Source organism: Candidatus Limnocylindrales bacterium, from assembly GCA_035626395.1.
Taxonomy (GTDB): domain Bacteria; phylum Desulfobacterota; class Binatia; order UBA1149; family CAITLU01; genus DASPNH01.
Genome location: DASPNR010000044.1, coordinates 1 through 17,217, shown reverse-complemented (window position 1 = coordinate 17,217; position 17,217 = coordinate 1). Strand labels below are relative to the sequence as shown.

The following is a 17,217-nucleotide window of genomic DNA, read 5'->3' as shown; positions in this document are numbered from 1 at the left end:
CGCGTTGGGGAGGAAGCCTCGATAGCTTCGCGCATCCACGAAACGCCGCCTGCCGCAAGCAGACGGCCTTTTGGCGTAGGAGGTGCTTGATGGGACTGATCGACGGAAAGGTCGCAATCGTCACCGGCGCTGGCCGAGGCATCGGACGCGCGGTCGCCGAGCTGATGGCCGAGCAGGGAGCCAGCGTCGTCGTCAACGACCTGGACGGTGCCGTGGCCGGCGAAGCCGTGGACGCGATCCGATCCGCCGGTGGAAAGGCGGTCGCGTGTGCGGGCTCTGTGACCGATGCCAAGCTGCCTGCGCAGCTGATCGCCGCCGCGATGGACGCCTTCGGGACGTTCGACATCATCGTCAACAACGCCGGCTACACGCACGATGGAATGATTCACAAGATGTCGGACGAGCAGTGGCAGGCGATGATCGAATGCCATCTGACGGCGCCGTTCCGCATTCTGCGCGAAGCGAGCAAGTACTGGCGCGAATGGGCCAAGTCCGAATCGGAGACCGGACGGCCGAGGCCGCGCAAGGTCGTCAACGTGTCCTCGACCAGCGGCGTGGCGGGAAATGCGGGGCAGGTGAACTATTCCGCGGGCAAGATGGGAATCGTCGGTGTAACCAAGACGCTGGCCAAGGAGTGGGGCCGCCTGGGCATCTACGTCAATGCCGTCGCATACGGCTTCATCGATACGCGTCTTACCGCGGCCAAGGACCGATCCGTCAAGGCGGTCGTCGATGGCAACGAGGTCGAGATCGGTATCCCCCAGCAGATGCGCGATCGCGCGATCCAGGTCATTCCCCTCGGCCGCCCCGGCACGCCGCGAGAAGCCGCGGGGCCGGTGCTGTTCCTTGCCTCACCGCTGTCGGACTACGTCACCGGCCACGTCGTGCTGGTGACCGGCGGCTCCTACATGTGATCAGTTGTCATCATCGTCGTCGTCGTCGTCGTCGTCGTCGGTGACGCTGACGCGGATTTCGTCGGCGCGTGCGCGACCGGATGCCGGCGGATCATCGTTGCAGAACCCCTCGTCGGTGGTGGTGGTCGTGTCGTCGTCGTTGTTGCGGCAGCGGTCGTTGTCGATGTCGTCCTCGTCGACTTCTTCGAAGTCGAGCTCGACGTCCTCGATGGTGACGGTCCGCCTGTTCAGCACGTCGCCGAGCTGGCAATCGGGGTCGTCGAGGATGGCCACCTGATCCCCGTCGTCGATCTGGGCATTGTCCTCGCCGCTGTCGATGAGGAACACGATCCGCAATGCTCCCGGCTCGATGCGCTCGAGCGTGAAGTTGTCCTCGCCTCCCTCGATGACGACGGCATCACCGGAGTCGATGTCGCAAGGCAGGCCTCCACATTCTCGGCAGGCATCCTCGTCGTCGACCTCGTCATCGACGTTGAAGACGAGCACGACGATGTCGCTGACGGACGTGTCGCGGAGACTGCCGACGATGGTGACGCGATTGTTGTTGCCGCCGCCGCCGCCGCCAAGGATACCCCAGCCGCAGCCGGGCAATGCGGTGACAGCCAGCATCAGGCAGGTTGCAAGGGTCGCGATAGGATGTTTCACGAGGAAGCCTCCGGTTCTGATGGTTGGGGCGCAGGCGGCTGCGCGTCGGCAACGATGTAGCGCGGTCGGTGTTTCACTTCTTCGTAGATGCGGCCCACGTACTCGCTCAGAATGCCGAGGCTCAGCAGCTGCGTTCCGCTGAACACCAGAACCAGAACGACCAGCGAGGTCCAGCCGGTGGCGGCGGTGTCGGTGAAGACGCGCACCCATATCGAGTAGAGGCCGTACAGGATTCCAAGAGCGATGGTCGCCACACCCAGAAACGAGATCAGCCGCAGCGGGACGGTGGAGAAGGAGAAGATGCCGTCCAGCGCGAACTTGAACATTCGCGTCACGACATACTTGGTGCTGCCCGCGAAGCGCTCCCGCGCCTGATACGCAACCCCTTTGCGCTTGAAGCCGAGCCACGGGACCAGCCCGCGTACGAAGATGAAACGTTCGTCGCAGGCGAGCAGCGCGTCCACGACCTTCCGGTCCAGCAACCGGAAGTCGGCGCCGCCGGTCGGAACTTGGACACCCGTCAGCTTGCGCAGCAGCCAGTAGAACCCGGCCGAAATGAATTCCTTGAGCGCGTGGCCTTCGTTGCCGACGCGCACGGTGTAGACGACGTCGTAGCCGGCCTGCCAGTGCTGGAACAGCTCGGGAATGTGCTCGGGTGGATGCTGCAGGTCTCCGTCCAGAGAGACGACGGCATCGCCGCGCGCGCGCTCCATGCCGGCCCACAGTGCCATCTGGTGCCCGAAGTTTCGCGAAAACGAGACGTAGCCGACGCGCGGATCCTCGGCTGCGTGGCGGCGCATCGCGGCCAGCGTCCGGTCACGGCTGCCATCATCGACGAGGACGATCTCCCAACGGCAAGGGAGCGTCTCGAGCACGGCGCGCAAGCGCCGCATCATCTCGTCAACGCAGCCTTCCTCGTTGAAGCAGGGGACCACCACCGACACCAGAGGCATTCCCGTTCGCTTGGAGAAGGTGGCGTTCATGATTGCGTCGGTGAGGAAGGTGGCAGCTATCGGAAGCGTAGTGTAGAGACCATGGTTCGGGAAGTCTAGCTTACGGGATGAACGCCAAGGCAGTCACGACCGATGCGTTCGCGCTGCTCGCGAAGGCTGCTGCATTGGTGGCAGTCGCGGCCGCGATTGCGGTGTTTCGTCTGCCCGAGCCTCCGGCCCGTCTCATCATCCTCGCGCTGCCGGGCGCCAAGGCGGAATGGATCCTGGATGCGGCGACCGGTCCAGACGCGGCCACGATTCATGAGCTGCGCGAGAGCGGCTTCTCGGGCGGCGTCGTTGATGCGGTCGAAGCTTCCGGCGCCGAATTCTGGAGCCGGCTTTTCACGCAGTCGCGCGCGTCGGGTGTTGCAGCGGAGCCGAGGCAGCCGGTGTGGCAGCCACTCGGGCAGCGAGTTGCCGTCGTTGCCGCCCCTTCCCGTGTCTTTGCCGACGCGCCGGCGACGACCATGCTGACTGCGTCCACGGAGTCTGCATTTCTGGGCAACAGTGCCGGTGTCGTCGCCGACGCAAGGCAGGTGGAGGCGGGCAAGGTTGCTGCGCCATATGACGGCGCCGTCGAAGCCGTGCTCGATGCGGCGAAGACGCTCGCCGAAGGCCGCTGGAGTGACTGGATCGACGTGCCGGGCGGTCATGGCAGGTTCCAGATCGGACGCATCTCGGCCGACGAGCTGTGGCTTTCGCCCGTCTACAGAGTCTACGCCGTCGGTACGGCGCCTCCGGCCATGGTGCTGCTCGGCGATCCGTTCCTCCGCGGTGTGGATGTCGACGCGCGGGGTGCGTTGCTGACACATCTTGCCGAGGTCGAACGCACGCGCGTGACCGCTGCACAAAGACTTCTCGGCTCGTCCCACGAAGCACACGCCGTGCTTCTTTTTCACAAGCTCTCGGCGTCCCTGCAGTCCATGTCTTCACCCGATCCACCAGCCGGCGGGCACGTCGATCTGGTGCGGGAGGAAATCGATCGGACGCTGCGCAACCTGCGTGAGGCTGCGCCGGGCCGCAGCACCGTGCTGATGGTGGGCGGGCCGGTGCTGGGGCGCGAGCGAAGCGGCAACGCGTGGTACCTGTTGTCAGACGGTCACGGCAGCGAGCTTCGCGAGGACATTCCGTTCGAGCGTCTCCGCGTGCTGGTGCGCTACCTGCTCGGCGCGGCGCTCGACGTGGAGGACCGCCGCGCCATTCCCCCTGCCGTGCTCGCGCGCTTTCCGATCCGCGCCGCGGCGGCACCTGCTGAAGCACCTGCCCAAAAACGAAAGGAATTGCCCTGGAGCGTCGAAACGCTGCAGGGATTAGCGAGCGGGAGCGGCGGCTCCTGAGGGAGGGGCCGCAGGCGGCAGCGCTGCCGGTGCCGCCTGCGCTGCTGGTGCCGTGGGCGGCGCTGGTGCCGCAGGCGTGGCCGGTGCTGCGGGCGGTGCGGGTGCTGCAGGCGGTGCCGGTGCCGCGGATGCGGCGGGCACTGCGGGCGCCGGAGCCGCGGCAGATCCTGGCGGCGGCGCCGCGGCCCGGAACAGCTCCTTGTTCTCGCGTTCCAGGCGCTGCGGATAGGGCGAGTCGGCGTACCGTGTCCGAAGCTCTCGCGCGCGCTCGATGGCGAGCTGTTCATTTCCGGCGCCGGCGTAGCTGCGCGCGAGATGAAACAGCGTGGACGCGTGGAAGTCGATGTTCGGGAAGTTGAATCGCAGCCTTTCCAGCGTCTCCACTGCCAGATCGTACTTCTTGAGCTCGGAGTAGCTGATTCCCATCTGCGAGAGCGCCGTCGCGTGCTTGAACGTGTCGCGGTCGTCGGTGGTGTACTCTCGGAAGATCTCGATGGCGCGATCGAACTTGCGTTCGCGATACGCGGCCTGTCCTTCACGGTACAGGATGTCGTCGTCGCGCACCTCATAGCGAACCAGCGCTCCGCCGGCGATGCACAGGAGCACGAAGATCACCATGCTCGCGCGCGGGTAGGGCGATACCGCCGCATAGATCGGCCGGAAGACGCGCGCCGCGACGCCGATGGACGCGCGCGATACCCGTGGGCTCAGCAGCGCGGCCAGTGCCCACAGCACCCCGGCGGCCGTGGTCGCCATCGAAACGTAGTCGAGCGCCGTGCGGCCGTAGACCATCTCAAAATGGTTGGAGTTCGGGTAGACGAGCATGAAACCCGGCGAGACCAGATGAATCGGCGAGCCGTCGACCGCCTTCCACCGCGGGAAGTAGGAAACCTTGACGATGTGGGGGCGGCCGGGGCAGTTGGTGTCGAAGACGATCCGCTGCTGCTCCAGCTTCGCGTCGACCCGGCATTCGCCGTCATACGGCCTGCGCGGGATGTCGCGAACGGATGCCGTGCGCAGCTCGAACGTCGCGGCTGCCTCGTCGCCGATGATTTCGGCGGGCACCAGCGGGATGTCGAGCAGCTCCGGGTGCTTGAACCAGCGGTAGAAGGCGGTGTGGTAGTCGGGGCCATCGTAAAGCACCGGCTGGTGGGTGGCGGCGACGACGTACCCCGTGACGCCGCTCGCGACCTGATAGACCGAGTATCCGCCCTGCGAGAACGTGCGCTCGTATGCGGGATGCGCGTCGTAGGCAGCGCGCGCCTTCTCCGTCACGGCCACGATGGTGCTGACATTGTATACGCGCAGGTGCGGCAGCGCCGCCTCCGGGTTCAGCCGCATGTAGGAATACTGATGGAACGGCCCCGATGTCTTCTCCGACACCTCGGATTGGATGTAGAACACGAACGGCGAGTTCGGCGAGACCTGGTGAAAAACGCCCTCGAGCGTGGCTCTGCCGGCAAAGAGCGGGAGGTTCTCGAAGGCCCGCGAGCTTCCGAACTTGTTGTGCGCCTGCGCGTGCTCGAAAACCATGCGCGGCGAATTGATGTCGCCGCGCACGTGATCGTTGATGGCCTTGAACAGCGGCCAGGACGACTTGCGCTCGTAGCCCGAGTAGTTCCAGTCCAGCCACGACGAAAGGTAGCCGATGTGCTGGTATGCCCATCCCATGCACAACAGCAGACCCACGGTGGAGAACACGAGCGGAAAACGGACGCGCGAGCCAGCCCACACGAGCAGGTCGGCAGCCATGAAGCCGAGGAACATCTGCCCGATGGGAACGAAGCGGATGTCCGGAAATCCAGTGATGGGCGATACGGCGTACAGGAAGGCGCTGCCGAACAGCGCGAACAGCATGAGTCCATGCCGCTCCACCGAGAAGGCCTTGAGCCGGACCGCCATCAACGCGAGATTGGCGATGGTGAGAATCGCCGCCGGCCACAGCAGCTCGGGCACCACCTCCTTCCAGTCGTTGATCCGCCAGATCATCGTCCACTCGGTGGTGAACTTGACGCGAGGCAGAAGCGGAAATCCCCAGAACGCCACCAGCAGCGCCGCCAGCACGAAGGAGGGCGCGATGCGCGGCATGACGCGCGCGCTGTCGGAGCGCGGCCGCAGATAGAACAGCGCGAACCACAGCGCACCGATGAACGCGAATGCGTGCGAGAGCGCGATCGCAGCCAGAAGCAGCCCGTTGACGATCCAGGAGCCGATGCCCTTGGACAGGCGATGCAGGTGGCCGAGGAACACGAGCGACAGCGAAAGGCCGATCGCATGGCAGAATTCGCCGGCGAGCACGCTCGGGATGTTGCCGCCCCACATCGAGTTGCCCTGCTGGAACAGGAAGGGAAGGACCGAGCCGGCTGCCAGGATGGGCCCTCCGCGGCGGTACCCGAGGGCCCAGAACAAATAGGCTGCCGCCAACGGCAGCGTCGTCGGCCCCAGAAGCGTGACCAGCTTGAACGATTGCTCGAGCGGAAAGACGTAGCCGAGCAGTGCGATGACGACGAACGGCAGCGTCGAGTAGAAGTGGAAGATGGGGAAGCCGGCATAATTGCCCATCGTCCAGCCCGTCCATGCCAGGCGCGGCAGCAGCTCGTCGCGCATCAGCAGCGCCGGGTAGAAGTGCGACGCCGTGTCGCCGCCCGCCGTGATGGTCTTGGCCAGCAGGTGCTGCCATGGGTACAGGTACAGCAGGAATCCCGCCGCGACGCAGACCAGCGAGGCCTCGAGCCAACCGAGCCACCCGTACCGTCTCATCTCGAGCCCTTTGTCCTGTCGTAGAGCAGCGCTGCGATCTCCAGCAGCACCCAGAGGCCTGCCAGCGCCGCCGCCGCGCCGTAGAACGTCACCTTGCTCACGCGTGCGACCGCGGCTCCGACGCTGACGGTGCCGCGGATCGTGTCGGTCTGCCGCAGCCCGTCATCGTTGCCGGTGATGAGCGCGAAGATGTTGACGGAGGTCCCCGGGAGCAGCTTCTTGTTGTTGATCGTGAGTTGGACCGAAGCGTTGCCGGCTTCATCGAACATCACCGGAAAGCGTTCCGGCGAGACTTCGAGCCCGGACGGCGCCAGGATCGAACCCTCGAACGTACTGGATTTGCGTGCAGGCGGCCGGCGCAGCGCGAGCGTGCCGACGACCTTGTCGTCTGGCGACATCTTCGGGATGCGGAACGCGCCCGAGACCTTGCTGCCGGCCTTGGCGCTGACGAGGGCCTGCACGGTGCTCAGGGCTTCGAACGGATATCCATTGAGGTCGGCGTACCGCAGGCGGATGGCCACGACGTAGGCCCCCTTCGGCAGCGGCGGCCCCGGGATGTTCAGCTCCCAGACGTGCTTGGCTCCCGCGGCGAGCGTCGGGAGCTTCTCACCCTCCGCCTTGCGATCGAGCAGGGAGACTTCGGGATACACCTCCGTGGCGTTCTCATCGCCGGTGTGGGTGGCGGTGACCTTGACGCGAACCTCTTCTCCTGCCGTCACCTCGGCATCGATGCGAAAGCCGATCGTGCCGGCCGCTACCGGCGCCGGAGTCGCCACCGTGACCGCGACCGCGCACACCAATCCTGTCAACCACGGAAACGTACGCATCGGGTTCCTCAGGCGGCGACGACGTCGTACTGCTCTTGGTGATAGTTCTCGGCCACCTTGAGCACGACACCGCGGCCCAGGCGATCCTGCAACGTACGGATGGAATCCTCTTCATCATTGAAGAGGTAGGAGATGACGTCCCTGTTGGCGCGGACGGTGACGCGAGCGCGCGAGGCCGGCGTGCGTGCGACTTCGCGCTGGATCGCTCGCAGAATCTCGGACGCCACGGTCGGCACCGACTTCACTCGTCCCCTGCCGTCGCAGTAGGGACATGGTGCGGACAGGAGACGCTCGAGGTTCTCGCGCGTCCGCTTGCGCGTCATCTGGATCAGCCCGAGCTCGGAGATGCGGAGGATGCTCGTGCGCGCCTTGTCCCGCGCCAGTGCCGCCTCCAGCGTATCGGAGACGAGCTTGCGGTGCCCGGCATCGTCCATGTCGATGAGGTCGAGGATGATGATGCCGCCGATGTTTCGCAGCCGCAGCTGGCAGACGATCTCCTCGACGGCTTCGAGGTTCGTCTTCAGGACCGTTTCTTCCTGGCTCTTCTTGCCGACGTAGCGTCCCGTGTTCACGTCGATCATCGTCAGCGCTTCGCCCTGATCGATCACCAGGTACCCGCCGGACTTCAACCACACCTTCGGCTCGATGGCGCGGCTGATCTGTTCCTCTACGCCGTAGCGGTCGAAGATCGGCTCGGTATCGCGATAGCGCTCGACGCGCTCGGCCAGAGCCGGAATGAACGCGGCGACGTAGTCGCGCGTGCGGTCAAAGTCGGCGTCGGAATCGACGACGATCTGATCGACATCCGGCGAAAGCATGTCGCGCACGCTGCGCAGCACCAGATCGAGGTCGGCATGGAGAAGCGCGGGCGCCGTTGCCTTTTGTCCCTTCGCCTGAATCGTCCGCCACGTCTCCTCGAGACCGCGAATGTCATCGACGATGTCGCTCTTCGGCAGGTTCTGGCAGGCTGTCCGGGCGATGATGCCGCCGGCGCCGGGTTGAGCGCTCGAGATGATGTCGCGCAGGCGTCGCCTCTCGCGGTCATCGCCGATTCGCTTGGATACACCGACCAGATCGCCGAACGGCATGTAGACGAGATACTTCCCCGGCAGCGAGACGTGCATCGTGATGCGTGCGCCCTTGGTGCCCATCGGCTCCTTGGCGATCTGCACGACGACCTCGTCGCCGCGGCGAAGGCGCGTCTCGATGGGAGCATGGCCGCGCATGGGCCGCTCGTGATCGTAGCCTGGGTCGTCGGCGGCCTCGTCGACCGCCGTGGGCTCGCCCGTGATCACGTCGGACGCGTGAAGGAACGCAGCCTTCTCGAGGCCGATGTCCACGAACGCCGCCTGCATGCCGGGCAGGACCCGCAGCACGCGGCCCTTGTAGATGTTGCCGGCCGCCGCCTCCTCGGAAGCTCGCTCGATGTGGACCTCGGCAAGAATGCCGTTCTCCAGCAGTGCGACCCGCACTTCGTTCGGATTGGAGTTGATGATGATCTGTTTGCGCAAAACGGGACTCCAAGACTCTCGGACAGGACCGGCCCCGGCCGCTCCGTTTCCCGTGCAGGTAGGGAACGCCGGCTGTGTCGCCAACCATGGGTGCGGTCCGAGGCGGCGCCACCGAGGGCGCAGAAGCCGGAACCTATCACGACAGCGTTGTGTATCAATGCGTCAACGCTGAGGTTTCCGCCTTGACTGCCCCCCTCTCGCTGGTAGCCTCGTCCAATGGCAGTCGCGGCTTGCTTGGCGCCGGCACTGACCGGAAAGAGCCTCGTCCTCAACAAGGCCTATCTGCCGATCCACGTCACGACCGTGCGGCGGGCGTTCTCCCTGCTGTATCGCGGGGTGGCGCGGGCCGTCGACGAGCAATATCGCACGTTCGACTTCTCTTCCTGGTCCGAGCTTTCCACGTCCGGCTTCGAGGCCGTCGGGATGATCGACGGCATGGTACGGATCCCGCGCGTGATCCTGCTGGTGTCCTTCGATCGCATGCCGCGCCGCAGAGTACGGTTCAGCCGGCACAACATCTTCGTCCGCGACGCCAGCACCTGCCAGTACTGCGGCCGGCGCTTCCCACGCAACGATCTGAACCTTGATCACGTGGTGCCGAGATGGCGCGGCGGCCGAACCACCTGGGAAAACGTGGTCTGCTCGTGCATCGACTGCAACCGGCGCAAGGGAGGCCGCGGGCCCGAGGAAGCCGGCATGCGGCTGATCCGGACGCCGAGCCGGCCGGAGTGGACTCCTTTCATCACCAAGCAGCTCGGTGCCGCCGGCTATCGGGAGTGGAAGCCGTTCCTGAGTGCCATCGACACCGCCTACTGGAACGTCGAGCTCGATTCGGATTGAGACCCGCTGCCGATCGCAACCTCAACATCTTGTGCCCGCCTCTGCGCAGCCCCGCTGTGCGTTGTGCAGAAACCTTGACTCATTTTGAAGCAGCGTGGGATACTACCGCGTCTTCGTGGTTCGATGGCCGGCGAGGGCGGGAGGAGAGGTTGAGGTGAGGATCAAACGGCTCGAGCTCGTCGGGTTCAAGTCTTCCAAGGACAGAACCGTTCTCGATTTCCCTATCGGCATCACCGGCATCGTCGGTCCCAACGGCTGCGGAAAATCCAACATCGTCGACGCCCTGCGCTGGGTGCTCGGCGAGCAGAGCGCGCGCCACCTGCGCGGGCGCAGCATGGAAGACGTGATCTTCGCGGGAAACCAGGCGCACGGCCCGCTCGGGATGGCCGAAGTCACCATCGTCCTCGATAACGAGAACGGCACCGACTTTTCGCCGCCCGACCCCGAGGAAGAAGAGAGCGAGGTCGTCCGCCTGCTGCGCAAGGTGCCGGAGCTGCAGGTGACGCGACGGCTGTACCGCTCCGGCGAGTCGGAATACCAGATCAACGGCCGGCCGTGCCGCCTGCGCGACATTACCGAGCTGTTCCTCGGCACCGGTGTCGGTACCAAGGCCTACTCCATCGTCGAGCAGGGCCGCGTCGGGCAGATCGTCAATGCAAAGCCCGACGATTTGCGCCTCTTCATCGAGGAGGCGGCGGGCACCACGCTGTACCGCAGCCGAAAGGTGGCGGCCGAGCGCAAGATCGAGCGGACGCGGGACAACCTGCTGCGGGTCAGCGACGTGGTGCGCGAGCTGGAGCGGCAGGCCGGCTCGCTGCGCCGTCAGGCGCGCGGGGCCGTACAGTATCAGGAGCTCAAGGCGCAGGAGGACGCCCTGGACCGGCAGCTGACGTCGATGCGCCTGCGCGCAACCGAAGAGCAGCTGACCGAAGCCTGGCGCCAGGTGGCCGATCGCCGTGGCCGCGACCACGCGCTGCGCTTGCGCGGCCAGGACCTGGCGGCCGAGCGCGACGTGGCGCGGGCAAACGCGCGCGAAGCCGAAGCGGCGCTCGAGGCTGCGCGCCGCGCCGTCTTCGACGCCCGCTCTCGCCTCGGCGAGGCCGAGCAGCAACGACGGCATCTGAGCGAGCGCCAGTCCGAGCTCCACAGCGTCGTCGAGGAGGCGCGGGCGGACCTTGCACGTCTCGAAGACCAGCATGCCGCTCTTCAGCACGAGGCCTCGGCGGCCGCCGAAGAACGCGCCGGACTCGCCTCCGGCTGCGAGGCCGCGTCGCAGGTGTGCCAGGAGATCGCCGCCAGGGTTCGCGACTGCGACCAGCGCTATTTCGATTGGTCGACCGAGACCGACGCCACGCGGACGCGACTGATCGAGTCGCTCGGTGCCGGCGCTGGTCTGCGCAATGAGCGGGCGGCGCTGGAGCGGCAGATTACCGCCGCCGAAGATCGCATCCAACGCTTGAAGACCGAGGGCGAAGCCCTTGCCGCTGTACGGTCCAGGCTCGCGACCGACCTCGCCAACTGCCAGCGCGAGCTGGACGGGGTTCTGGCCGCTGTCGGCACCGCCGAGGGCGATAAGGGCCAGGCTGCGGCTGACCTGCAGCGCGCGCTTGGCGCGCGGGCGGCTGCTCAGGCAGAGGCGGATCGCTGGCGGGAGGAGACCGCCTCATTGCGGTCGCGCCTGGAGTCACTGGAGGAGCTGCACCGCAGCTTCGCCGGCTACAACGATGGTGTCCGCGCCTTCATGTCCAATGGCGGACGCGAACGCGCCGGTGCCAAGGCCGTCGTCGCCGACGTCATCCAGATCGACTCGGGGTACGAGCGCGCCGTGGCGGCCGTTCTGGGCGAGCGGCTGCAGTACATCGTGGTCCCGAGCACCGATGCGGCGGTCGAAGGTGCGCGGTATCTGCGCGAGAGCGGCGCCGGCCGTGCCAGTTTTCTGCCGGTCTCGCTGCGTCACGATGCGGCCCGCAGCGTGCCGGAGGATGCGGCGCGCCTGATCGAGCACGTGCGCATCGAGGAGGGGTTCGAGCCCGTTCTTCAGCCTTTGCTGCAGGGTGTGGTGGTCGTCGACAGTCTCGAGGACGCCCGCGCGCTCTGGGTGCGCAACGGGACGCAGGCCACGTTCGTCACCCGGGAAGGCGAAGTCGTCGAATACTCGGGAGTCGTCACCGGCGGCAGCGAGAATCCCTTGGATGAAGGACTGCTGCTGCGCAACAGCGAGCTGCGCACGACGCAGGAGGCGCTCGAGGTCGCCAGGCACAATTCGCGCTTGGCCGCCGAAGCCTTGCATGCCGCGGGGGAGGCGGCTTCGCGCACCGACGGCCGACTTTCCGAGCTCGACCGGGAGCTGCACCGGTTGACCGTCGAGCGCGTGCGTCTGGCGGGCGAGAAGCAGCTGCACGAGCAGAATACGGCCCGTACCGAGGAGCGCGGACGCGCAGTCCAATCCGAGCTGGACGCGGCGGCGCGCGAGCTTTCCGCGGCCCGCTCGCGCCTGCGCGACGCGGAGGCGGAGCTCCGGCGGCGCGAGGAGGAGGCGGCCGCGCTGGAGGAGCAGCGACAGCTTTTCGACTCGCGAGGAAAGGCTTTGGAGGCGGAACGCCGTGAGCTGCTTTCAGAGCTCGAAGCTGCCCGTGTGCGCGAGGCCCAGCTTCGCCAGCGCCTCGAGGGCGTCACGGCGAGCGCCTCGTCTCTTATGCGGGCGCTCGAGGATGCCACAGGCCGCCGCGACGCCCTGCTGCGCCGCCTGGAGCGGGAGACCCGTGAAATCGCATCCATCGCTGAGCGGCTGCGGGACCGTGGTCTCGATCTCGAGGCCCTTCAAGGCAGGGCAGCGGAAACCACCGAGCAGCTTGCGGCGTGCGAGCAGCGTGGCGCCGCCCTACGCGCAGCAATGGCCGAGATCGACGCGCGCTGGGACGCGACCGCCCGCCGGCTCGAAGCCGTGCGCGCCGAGCTTGGCCGCTTCGAGCTCCGCCGCAAGGAAATGGAGCTCGAACGCTCGGCCTTGCTCGAGAGCGCCAACGAGCGTCTCGGCATACATGCCGAGGAACTGCTGCGGGTAGCGCCTGCAGAGGCGGAGCCGGCTGCGCTGGCCGCCGACCTCGAGGCGGTGCGCGGCAAGATCCGCCGCCTCGGCACCGTCAATCTCGGAGCCGTCATTGAGCTGGAGGAGATCGAGACCCGCCTGGCCGAGCTGACCAGACAGCGTGACGATCTCGAACGCAGCATCGAGGATCTGCGCGGCACCATCGCGCGCCTCAATCGTCTCTCGCGCAAGCGCTTCCAGGAGTGCTTCGAAGAGGTCAACAAGATCTTCCAGGTGACGTTCCCCAAGCTGTTCCATGGCGGCAAGGCTTCGCTGGCGCTCACCGATCCGGAAAACCTGCTCGAGACGGGCGTGGAGATCTTCGTACAACCGCCGGGAAAGAGATTGGGCAATCTGGACCTGCTCTCGGGCGGCGAGAAGGCCCTGACGGCGATCAGCCTCATCTTCGCACTGTTCCTGTTCAAGCCGAGCCCGTTCTGCGTGCTCGACGAGGTCGATGCGCCGCTCGATGAGGCCAACATCGGCCGCTTCACGAGAATGGTGGCGGAGATGAGCGACCGTTCCCAGTTCCTGCTCATCACGCACAACAAGCGCACGATGGAAGTGTGCGACACGCTCTACGGCGTCACGATGCCCGAGCCGGGAGTCTCGCGGATGGTCTCGGTCGATCTGTCGCAGGCCGCGTGAGCGGCGATTGCACGCACAATCGCTGTCGTCGCCGCTGCTCGCGCGTTTGACTCCGGGACCTGCAAAACCTTACACTCCGACTCCAAGTCGCAACTGAGCAACTTGGACCTAACTCCATGGAATCCAAGGGTTTACAGCGCCTCGAGGAAAACCTCCGGCGGCTCCTTTCCCAGCACGGACAAGCCTCGACTCGCGCGGGCCAACTGGCGGCGGCGCTGAGCAAGAGCCGCGAAGAGATCGAGAAGCTGAAGGCGCAGAATTTCCGTTACAAGAGCGAGCGCGCCGAGACCCGCAAGCGTATCGACGCGGTCATCAAGCGGCTGGATCGACTGACGGAAGTTGCGCAGCCGCCCGAGGCCGAATCCGCCGCCGAAGAAGAGTCATGAAACGGGAGATCGAACTCGACGTCGCGGGGCAGCGCCTTCGCGTCCGTACGGACGAAGACGAAGACTACATGCGCAGCCTCGCCGGCTACGTCGATGAGCAGATGCGCGAGATCGGGCGCGGACAGCGCGGCATCACGTCCATGAACGTGGCGGTCCTGGCGGCCCTGCGTATCGCCGACGACTTCCATAAGCTCAAGCGTCTGCAGGAACACGTTGACGCGGCGCTCGATCGCCTTGCCGACGAAGTCGCGCAGACGGTCGAAAAGACCTCCCCCCGCTGACCTGCGAGCCGGTAGCGGCTTTGCCGTGGGCCAGCAGGACCCCCAGATCGCCGAGTCCAAGCGGCGCTTTCGCCGCGAAATTCAGCGCCGGCTGCAAGCGATCCAGGCCAGCGACGCGGTGCGACGCGGGCACGAGATCAGCGAGCACTTGACGCGCACGCCGGAATTCGCGGCCGCTTCGTTCGTTGCCGGCTACGTTTCCCTCGCCGACGAAGTGCGCGTGGACCTGGTGCTCGCGGAGGCGGTCGTGGCCGGCAAACCATTGCTGCTGCCGGTGCTTCAGGGACAGAGGCTGCTGTTCGCGCAGTGGCGGCCGTGCTCGCCGTTGCACCGTGACGTGCTCGGCGTGCTCGAGCCCATGGGTGGCGCTGCCGGTGAGCTTCCGCCGGGGCAGGGCGTGCTGGTTGTGCCGGGCAGGGCATTCGATCTGCGCGGCAACCGCCTCGGACGCGGCTCCGGCTTCTACGATCGTATTCTGGCGCGGCGGCCCGCCGGTCTGGTTGCGATCGGCGTCGCGTTCCTCGAGCAGATCGTGCCGGGGGTACCGGCCGCCGTCCATGACCTTCCGGTCGACGCGCTGGTGACGGATGACGGCATCCACCGCTGCGACGGCAGCCCTGGTTCCGCTGCAAGGAGAGCGGTTGAGAGATGAGGCAGGACATCGAGCAGCAACTCGCGGTGATCCGTCGCGGAGCGGTCGAAATCATCGAGGAGCAAGCACTGAGGGAGAAGCTGGCGCTCGGCCGGCCTCTCCGCATCAAGGCAGGATTCGACCCGACCTCGGCGGACCTGCATCTGGGGCACACGGTGCTCCTCCAGAAGCTGCGACAGTTCCAGCAGCTCGGACATCAGGTCGTATTTCTCATCGGCGACTTCACGGCTCGCATCGGAGACCCGACCGGCCGTTCCGAGACCCGGCCGGTCCTGTCGCGAGACGCCATCGAGGCAAACGCACGGACGTACCGGGAGCAGGCCGGGAAGATCCTCGACCTCGAGCGCGTGGAGATGCGCCGCAACAGCGAATGGATGGACTCCCTCGGCGCCGACGGGCTTTTGAGGTTGGCCGCGCAGCACACGGTTGCGCGTATGCTCGAGCGCGACGACTTCTCGAAGCGCTATGCCGAGCACCGCCCGATCGGGATCCACGAGCTGCTCTACCCGATGATCCAGGGCTACGACTCCGTGGTGCTCAAGGCGGATGTGGAGCTCGGTGGAACCGATCAGAAGTTCAACCTGCTCGTGGGGCGTGATCTGCAGCGGAGCGATGGGCAGCCGCCGCAGGTGGTGCTGACGATGCCGCTGCTCGAGGGCCTCGACGGGCAGAACAAAATGAGCAAGAGCCTCGGCAATGCCATCGGCGTCACCGATACGCCCGATCAGATGTTTGGCGCCATCATGTCGATCAGCGATCCGTTGATGATGCGTTTCTACGAGTTGTTGAGCGATGCACCGGCAGACTACCTCCGGCAGGTGGCCGCTGGCGACGTGCACCCTATGGAGGCCAAGAAGCGTTTGGCGGAGGAAATGGTCGCACGTTTCCATGGGACGCATGCAGGCGGGGCGGCGCGGGCCGCTTTCGAGCGAAGATTTCAACGTTCCGAGTTGCCAACGGACATCCCAGGGATTACTTGGGAAGACCCTGGAGCGAGCGTCTGGATATGTCGCCTGCTTCAGGAGTCCGGGCTGGCCGCATCGCGCGGTGAGGCCCGGAGGTTGGTGCAGCAGGGCGCCGTTCGATTGGACGGCCAGCGCGTCACCGATCCCGAGTCGGAGATTCCGGCGCAAGGGGCGGTTGTCGTCGAGGTGGGAAAGCGCAGGATCGCGCGGATTTCGTTCTCCCCGAAAAAAGACGGGAAATGATGTCGGCGAAACTTGACTCCGAAATCCGGCCTCCCTATACACCAGCGTCTCGCCGCAAGGCATCTGGTCTTTGAAAACTGAATAGCGACGGACTCGAAACGGCTTCGGCCGTGACGAGCCGTACAGCCTACGAGAAGGATCCTCGTCTTTTCTTCAAGGTGTAGGTGGTGCCTTCGGGTACCATCTGCTCAAACTGGAGAGTTTGATCCTGGCTCAGAACGAACGCTGGCGGCGTGCCTAACACATGCAAGTCGAGCGAGAAAGTTCCTTCGGGAACGAGTAAAGCGGCGCACGGGTGAGTAACACGTAGGTAATCTGCCCTTTAGTCTGGAACAACTAGGGGAAACCCTAGCTAATACCGGATAAGACCACGATCTCCTCGGAGAACGCGGCCAAAGATGGCCTCTACTTGTAAGCTATCGCTATAGGATGAGCCTGCGGGTCATTAGCTAGTTGGTGAGGTAACGGCTCACCAAGGCTGTGATGACTAGCTGGTCTGAGAGGATGGCCAGCCACACTGGGACTGAGACACGGCCCAGACTCCTACGGGAGGCAGCAGTGGGGAATATTGCGCAATGGGCGAAAGCCTGACGCAGCGACGCCGCGTGGGTGATGAAGGCCTTCGGGTCGTAAAGCCCTGTCGCAGGGGAAGAACAAGTCACGGGATAATACCCCGTGGCCCTGACGGTACCCTGCAAGAAAGCACCGGCTAACTCCGTGCCAGCAGCCGCGGTAATACGGAGGGTGCAAGCGTTGTTCGGAATTACTGGGCGTAAAGCGCGTGTAGGCGGTTGGTTAAGTCTGGTGTGAAAGCCCGGGGCTCACCCCCGGAAGTGCGCTGGAAACTGGCCAACTAGAGTATGGGAGAGGAAAGTGGAATTCCCGGTGTAGCGGTGAAATGCGTAGATATCGGAAGGAACATCAGTGGCGAAGGCGACACCCTGGATTAATACTGACACTGAGGAGCGAAAGCGTGGGGATCAAACAGGATTAGATACCCTGGTAGTCCACGCTGTAAACGATGAGTACTAGCTGTTGGTGGGGCCTACGGGTCCTATTAGTAGCGAAGCAAACGCGATAAGTACTCCGCCTGGGGAATACGGCCGCAAGGCTAAAACTCAAAGGAAT

13 protein-coding genes and 1 rRNA gene are annotated in these 17,217 nt (G+C 65.4%); 9 read left to right on the top strand and 5 right to left on the bottom strand.

Going from position 1 to position 17,217, the window contains the following annotated elements; all coding sequences use genetic code 11:
• Positions 1-89 precede the first annotated feature (89 nt).
• Positions 90-914, top strand: a complete 825-nt coding sequence (locus VEC57_19465) for an SDR family oxidoreductase (GenBank protein ID HYC01320.1) — start codon at positions 90-92, stop codon at positions 912-914.
• On the opposite strand, the gene VEC57_19460 is transcribed toward VEC57_19465, so the two are convergent.
• Both VEC57_19460 and VEC57_19455 read right to left on the bottom strand, forming a co-directional pair.
• Complete coding sequence (locus VEC57_19460) at positions 915-1,559, bottom strand: hypothetical protein (GenBank protein ID HYC01319.1); 645 nt, start codon at positions 1,557-1,559, stop codon at positions 915-917. It lies immediately after the preceding gene.
• On the bottom strand, positions 1,556-2,542 hold the full coding sequence (locus VEC57_19455; protein ID HYC01318.1) for a glycosyltransferase family 2 protein: 987 nt from the start codon (positions 2,540-2,542) through the stop codon (positions 1,556-1,558). Before VEC57_19455 ends, VEC57_19460 begins: the two co-directional genes overlap by 4 nt.
• Positions 2,543-2,619: 77 nt before the next feature.
• On the opposite strand from VEC57_19455, the gene VEC57_19450 reads away from it, so the two are divergent.
• Positions 2,620-3,888 carry a hypothetical protein gene (locus tag VEC57_19450; protein ID HYC01317.1) on the top strand — a complete coding sequence of 423 codons (1,269 nt, stop codon included), beginning with the start codon at positions 2,620-2,622 and terminating at the stop codon, positions 3,886-3,888.
• Here the strand turns inward: VEC57_19450 and VEC57_19445 are convergent.
• Genes VEC57_19445 through VEC57_19435 form a run of 3 tightly spaced genes read right to left on the bottom strand, consistent with a single transcriptional unit; the run spans position 3,862 to position 8,986 of the window.
• Positions 3,862-6,648, bottom strand: coding sequence for a 6-pyruvoyl-tetrahydropterin synthase-related protein (locus tag VEC57_19445; protein HYC01316.1), 2,787 nt, complete (start codon positions 6,646-6,648; stop codon positions 3,862-3,864). The genes VEC57_19450 and VEC57_19445 overlap by 27 nt on opposite strands.
• The gene (locus tag VEC57_19440) at positions 6,645-7,475 is read right to left on the bottom strand and encodes a hypothetical protein (GenBank protein ID HYC01315.1); all 831 of its coding nucleotides are present in this window, start codon (positions 7,473-7,475) and stop codon (positions 6,645-6,647) included. Before VEC57_19440 ends, VEC57_19445 begins: the two co-directional genes overlap by 4 nt.
• An 8-nt stretch (positions 7,476-7,483) precedes the next feature.
• Positions 7,484-8,986, bottom strand: coding sequence for an Rne/Rng family ribonuclease (locus VEC57_19435; protein HYC01314.1), 1,503 nt, complete (start codon positions 8,984-8,986; stop codon positions 7,484-7,486).
• Positions 8,987-9,202: 216 nt separating this feature from the next.
• Here VEC57_19435 and VEC57_19430 point away from each other — a divergent pair, with 216 nt between their 5' ends.
• The 7 genes from VEC57_19430 to VEC57_19400 all read left to right on the top strand — a co-directional run.
• Positions 9,203-9,826, top strand: coding sequence for an HNH endonuclease (locus tag VEC57_19430; GenBank protein HYC01313.1), 624 nt, complete (start codon positions 9,203-9,205; stop codon positions 9,824-9,826).
• A gap of 154 nt (positions 9,827-9,980) precedes the next feature.
• Positions 9,981-13,562, top strand: coding sequence for a chromosome segregation protein SMC (smc, locus tag VEC57_19425; protein ID HYC01312.1), 3,582 nt, complete (start codon positions 9,981-9,983; stop codon positions 13,560-13,562).
• Between the two features lie 116 nt (positions 13,563-13,678).
• Positions 13,679-13,948, top strand: a complete 270-nt coding sequence (locus VEC57_19420; GenBank protein ID HYC01311.1) for a hypothetical protein — start codon at positions 13,679-13,681, stop codon at positions 13,946-13,948.
• Entirely contained in the window at positions 13,945-14,229 is a 285-nt protein-coding gene (locus tag VEC57_19415; protein ID HYC01310.1) for a cell division protein ZapA, read from the top strand. The genes VEC57_19420 and VEC57_19415 overlap by 4 nt, the downstream gene beginning before the upstream one ends.
• A 25-nt stretch (positions 14,230-14,254) precedes the next feature.
• A complete protein-coding gene (locus VEC57_19410; GenBank protein HYC01309.1) occupies positions 14,255-14,881 on the top strand; it encodes a 5-formyltetrahydrofolate cyclo-ligase in 627 nt (208 codons plus the stop codon).
• Positions 14,878-16,089, top strand: coding sequence for a tyrosine--tRNA ligase (gene tyrS / locus VEC57_19405; protein ID HYC01308.1), 1,212 nt, complete (start codon positions 14,878-14,880; stop codon positions 16,087-16,089). The genes VEC57_19410 and tyrS overlap by 4 nt, the downstream gene beginning before the upstream one ends.
• A 190-nt stretch (positions 16,090-16,279) precedes the next feature.
• A 16S ribosomal RNA gene (locus tag VEC57_19400) occupies positions 16,280-17,217 on the top strand; the annotation flags it as partial.

Excerpts from the sequence above, each read along its gene's own strand:
- VEC57_19465 (HYC01320.1), top strand. The coding sequence starts at position 90 with ATGGGACTGATCGACGGAAAGGTCGCAATCGTCACCGGCGCTGGCCGA.
- VEC57_19455 (HYC01318.1), bottom strand. The coding sequence starts at position 2,542 with ATGAACGCCACCTTCTCCAAGCGAACGGGAATGCCTCTGGTGTCGGTG.
- VEC57_19450 (HYC01317.1), top strand. The coding sequence starts at position 2,620 with ATGAACGCCAAGGCAGTCACGACCGATGCGTTCGCGCTGCTCGCGAAG.
- VEC57_19445 (HYC01316.1), bottom strand. The coding sequence starts at position 6,648 with ATGAGACGGTACGGGTGGCTCGGTTGGCTCGAGGCCTCGCTGGTCTGC.
- VEC57_19440 (HYC01315.1), bottom strand. The coding sequence starts at position 7,475 with ATGCGTACGTTTCCGTGGTTGACAGGATTGGTGTGCGCGGTCGCGGTC.
- VEC57_19430 (HYC01313.1), top strand. The coding sequence starts at position 9,203 with ATGGCAGTCGCGGCTTGCTTGGCGCCGGCACTGACCGGAAAGAGCCTC.
- VEC57_19420 (HYC01311.1), top strand. The coding sequence starts at position 13,679 with ATGGAATCCAAGGGTTTACAGCGCCTCGAGGAAAACCTCCGGCGGCTC.
- VEC57_19415 (HYC01310.1), top strand. The coding sequence starts at position 13,945 with ATGAAACGGGAGATCGAACTCGACGTCGCGGGGCAGCGCCTTCGCGTC.
- tyrS (HYC01308.1), top strand. The coding sequence starts at position 14,878 with ATGAGGCAGGACATCGAGCAGCAACTCGCGGTGATCCGTCGCGGAGCG.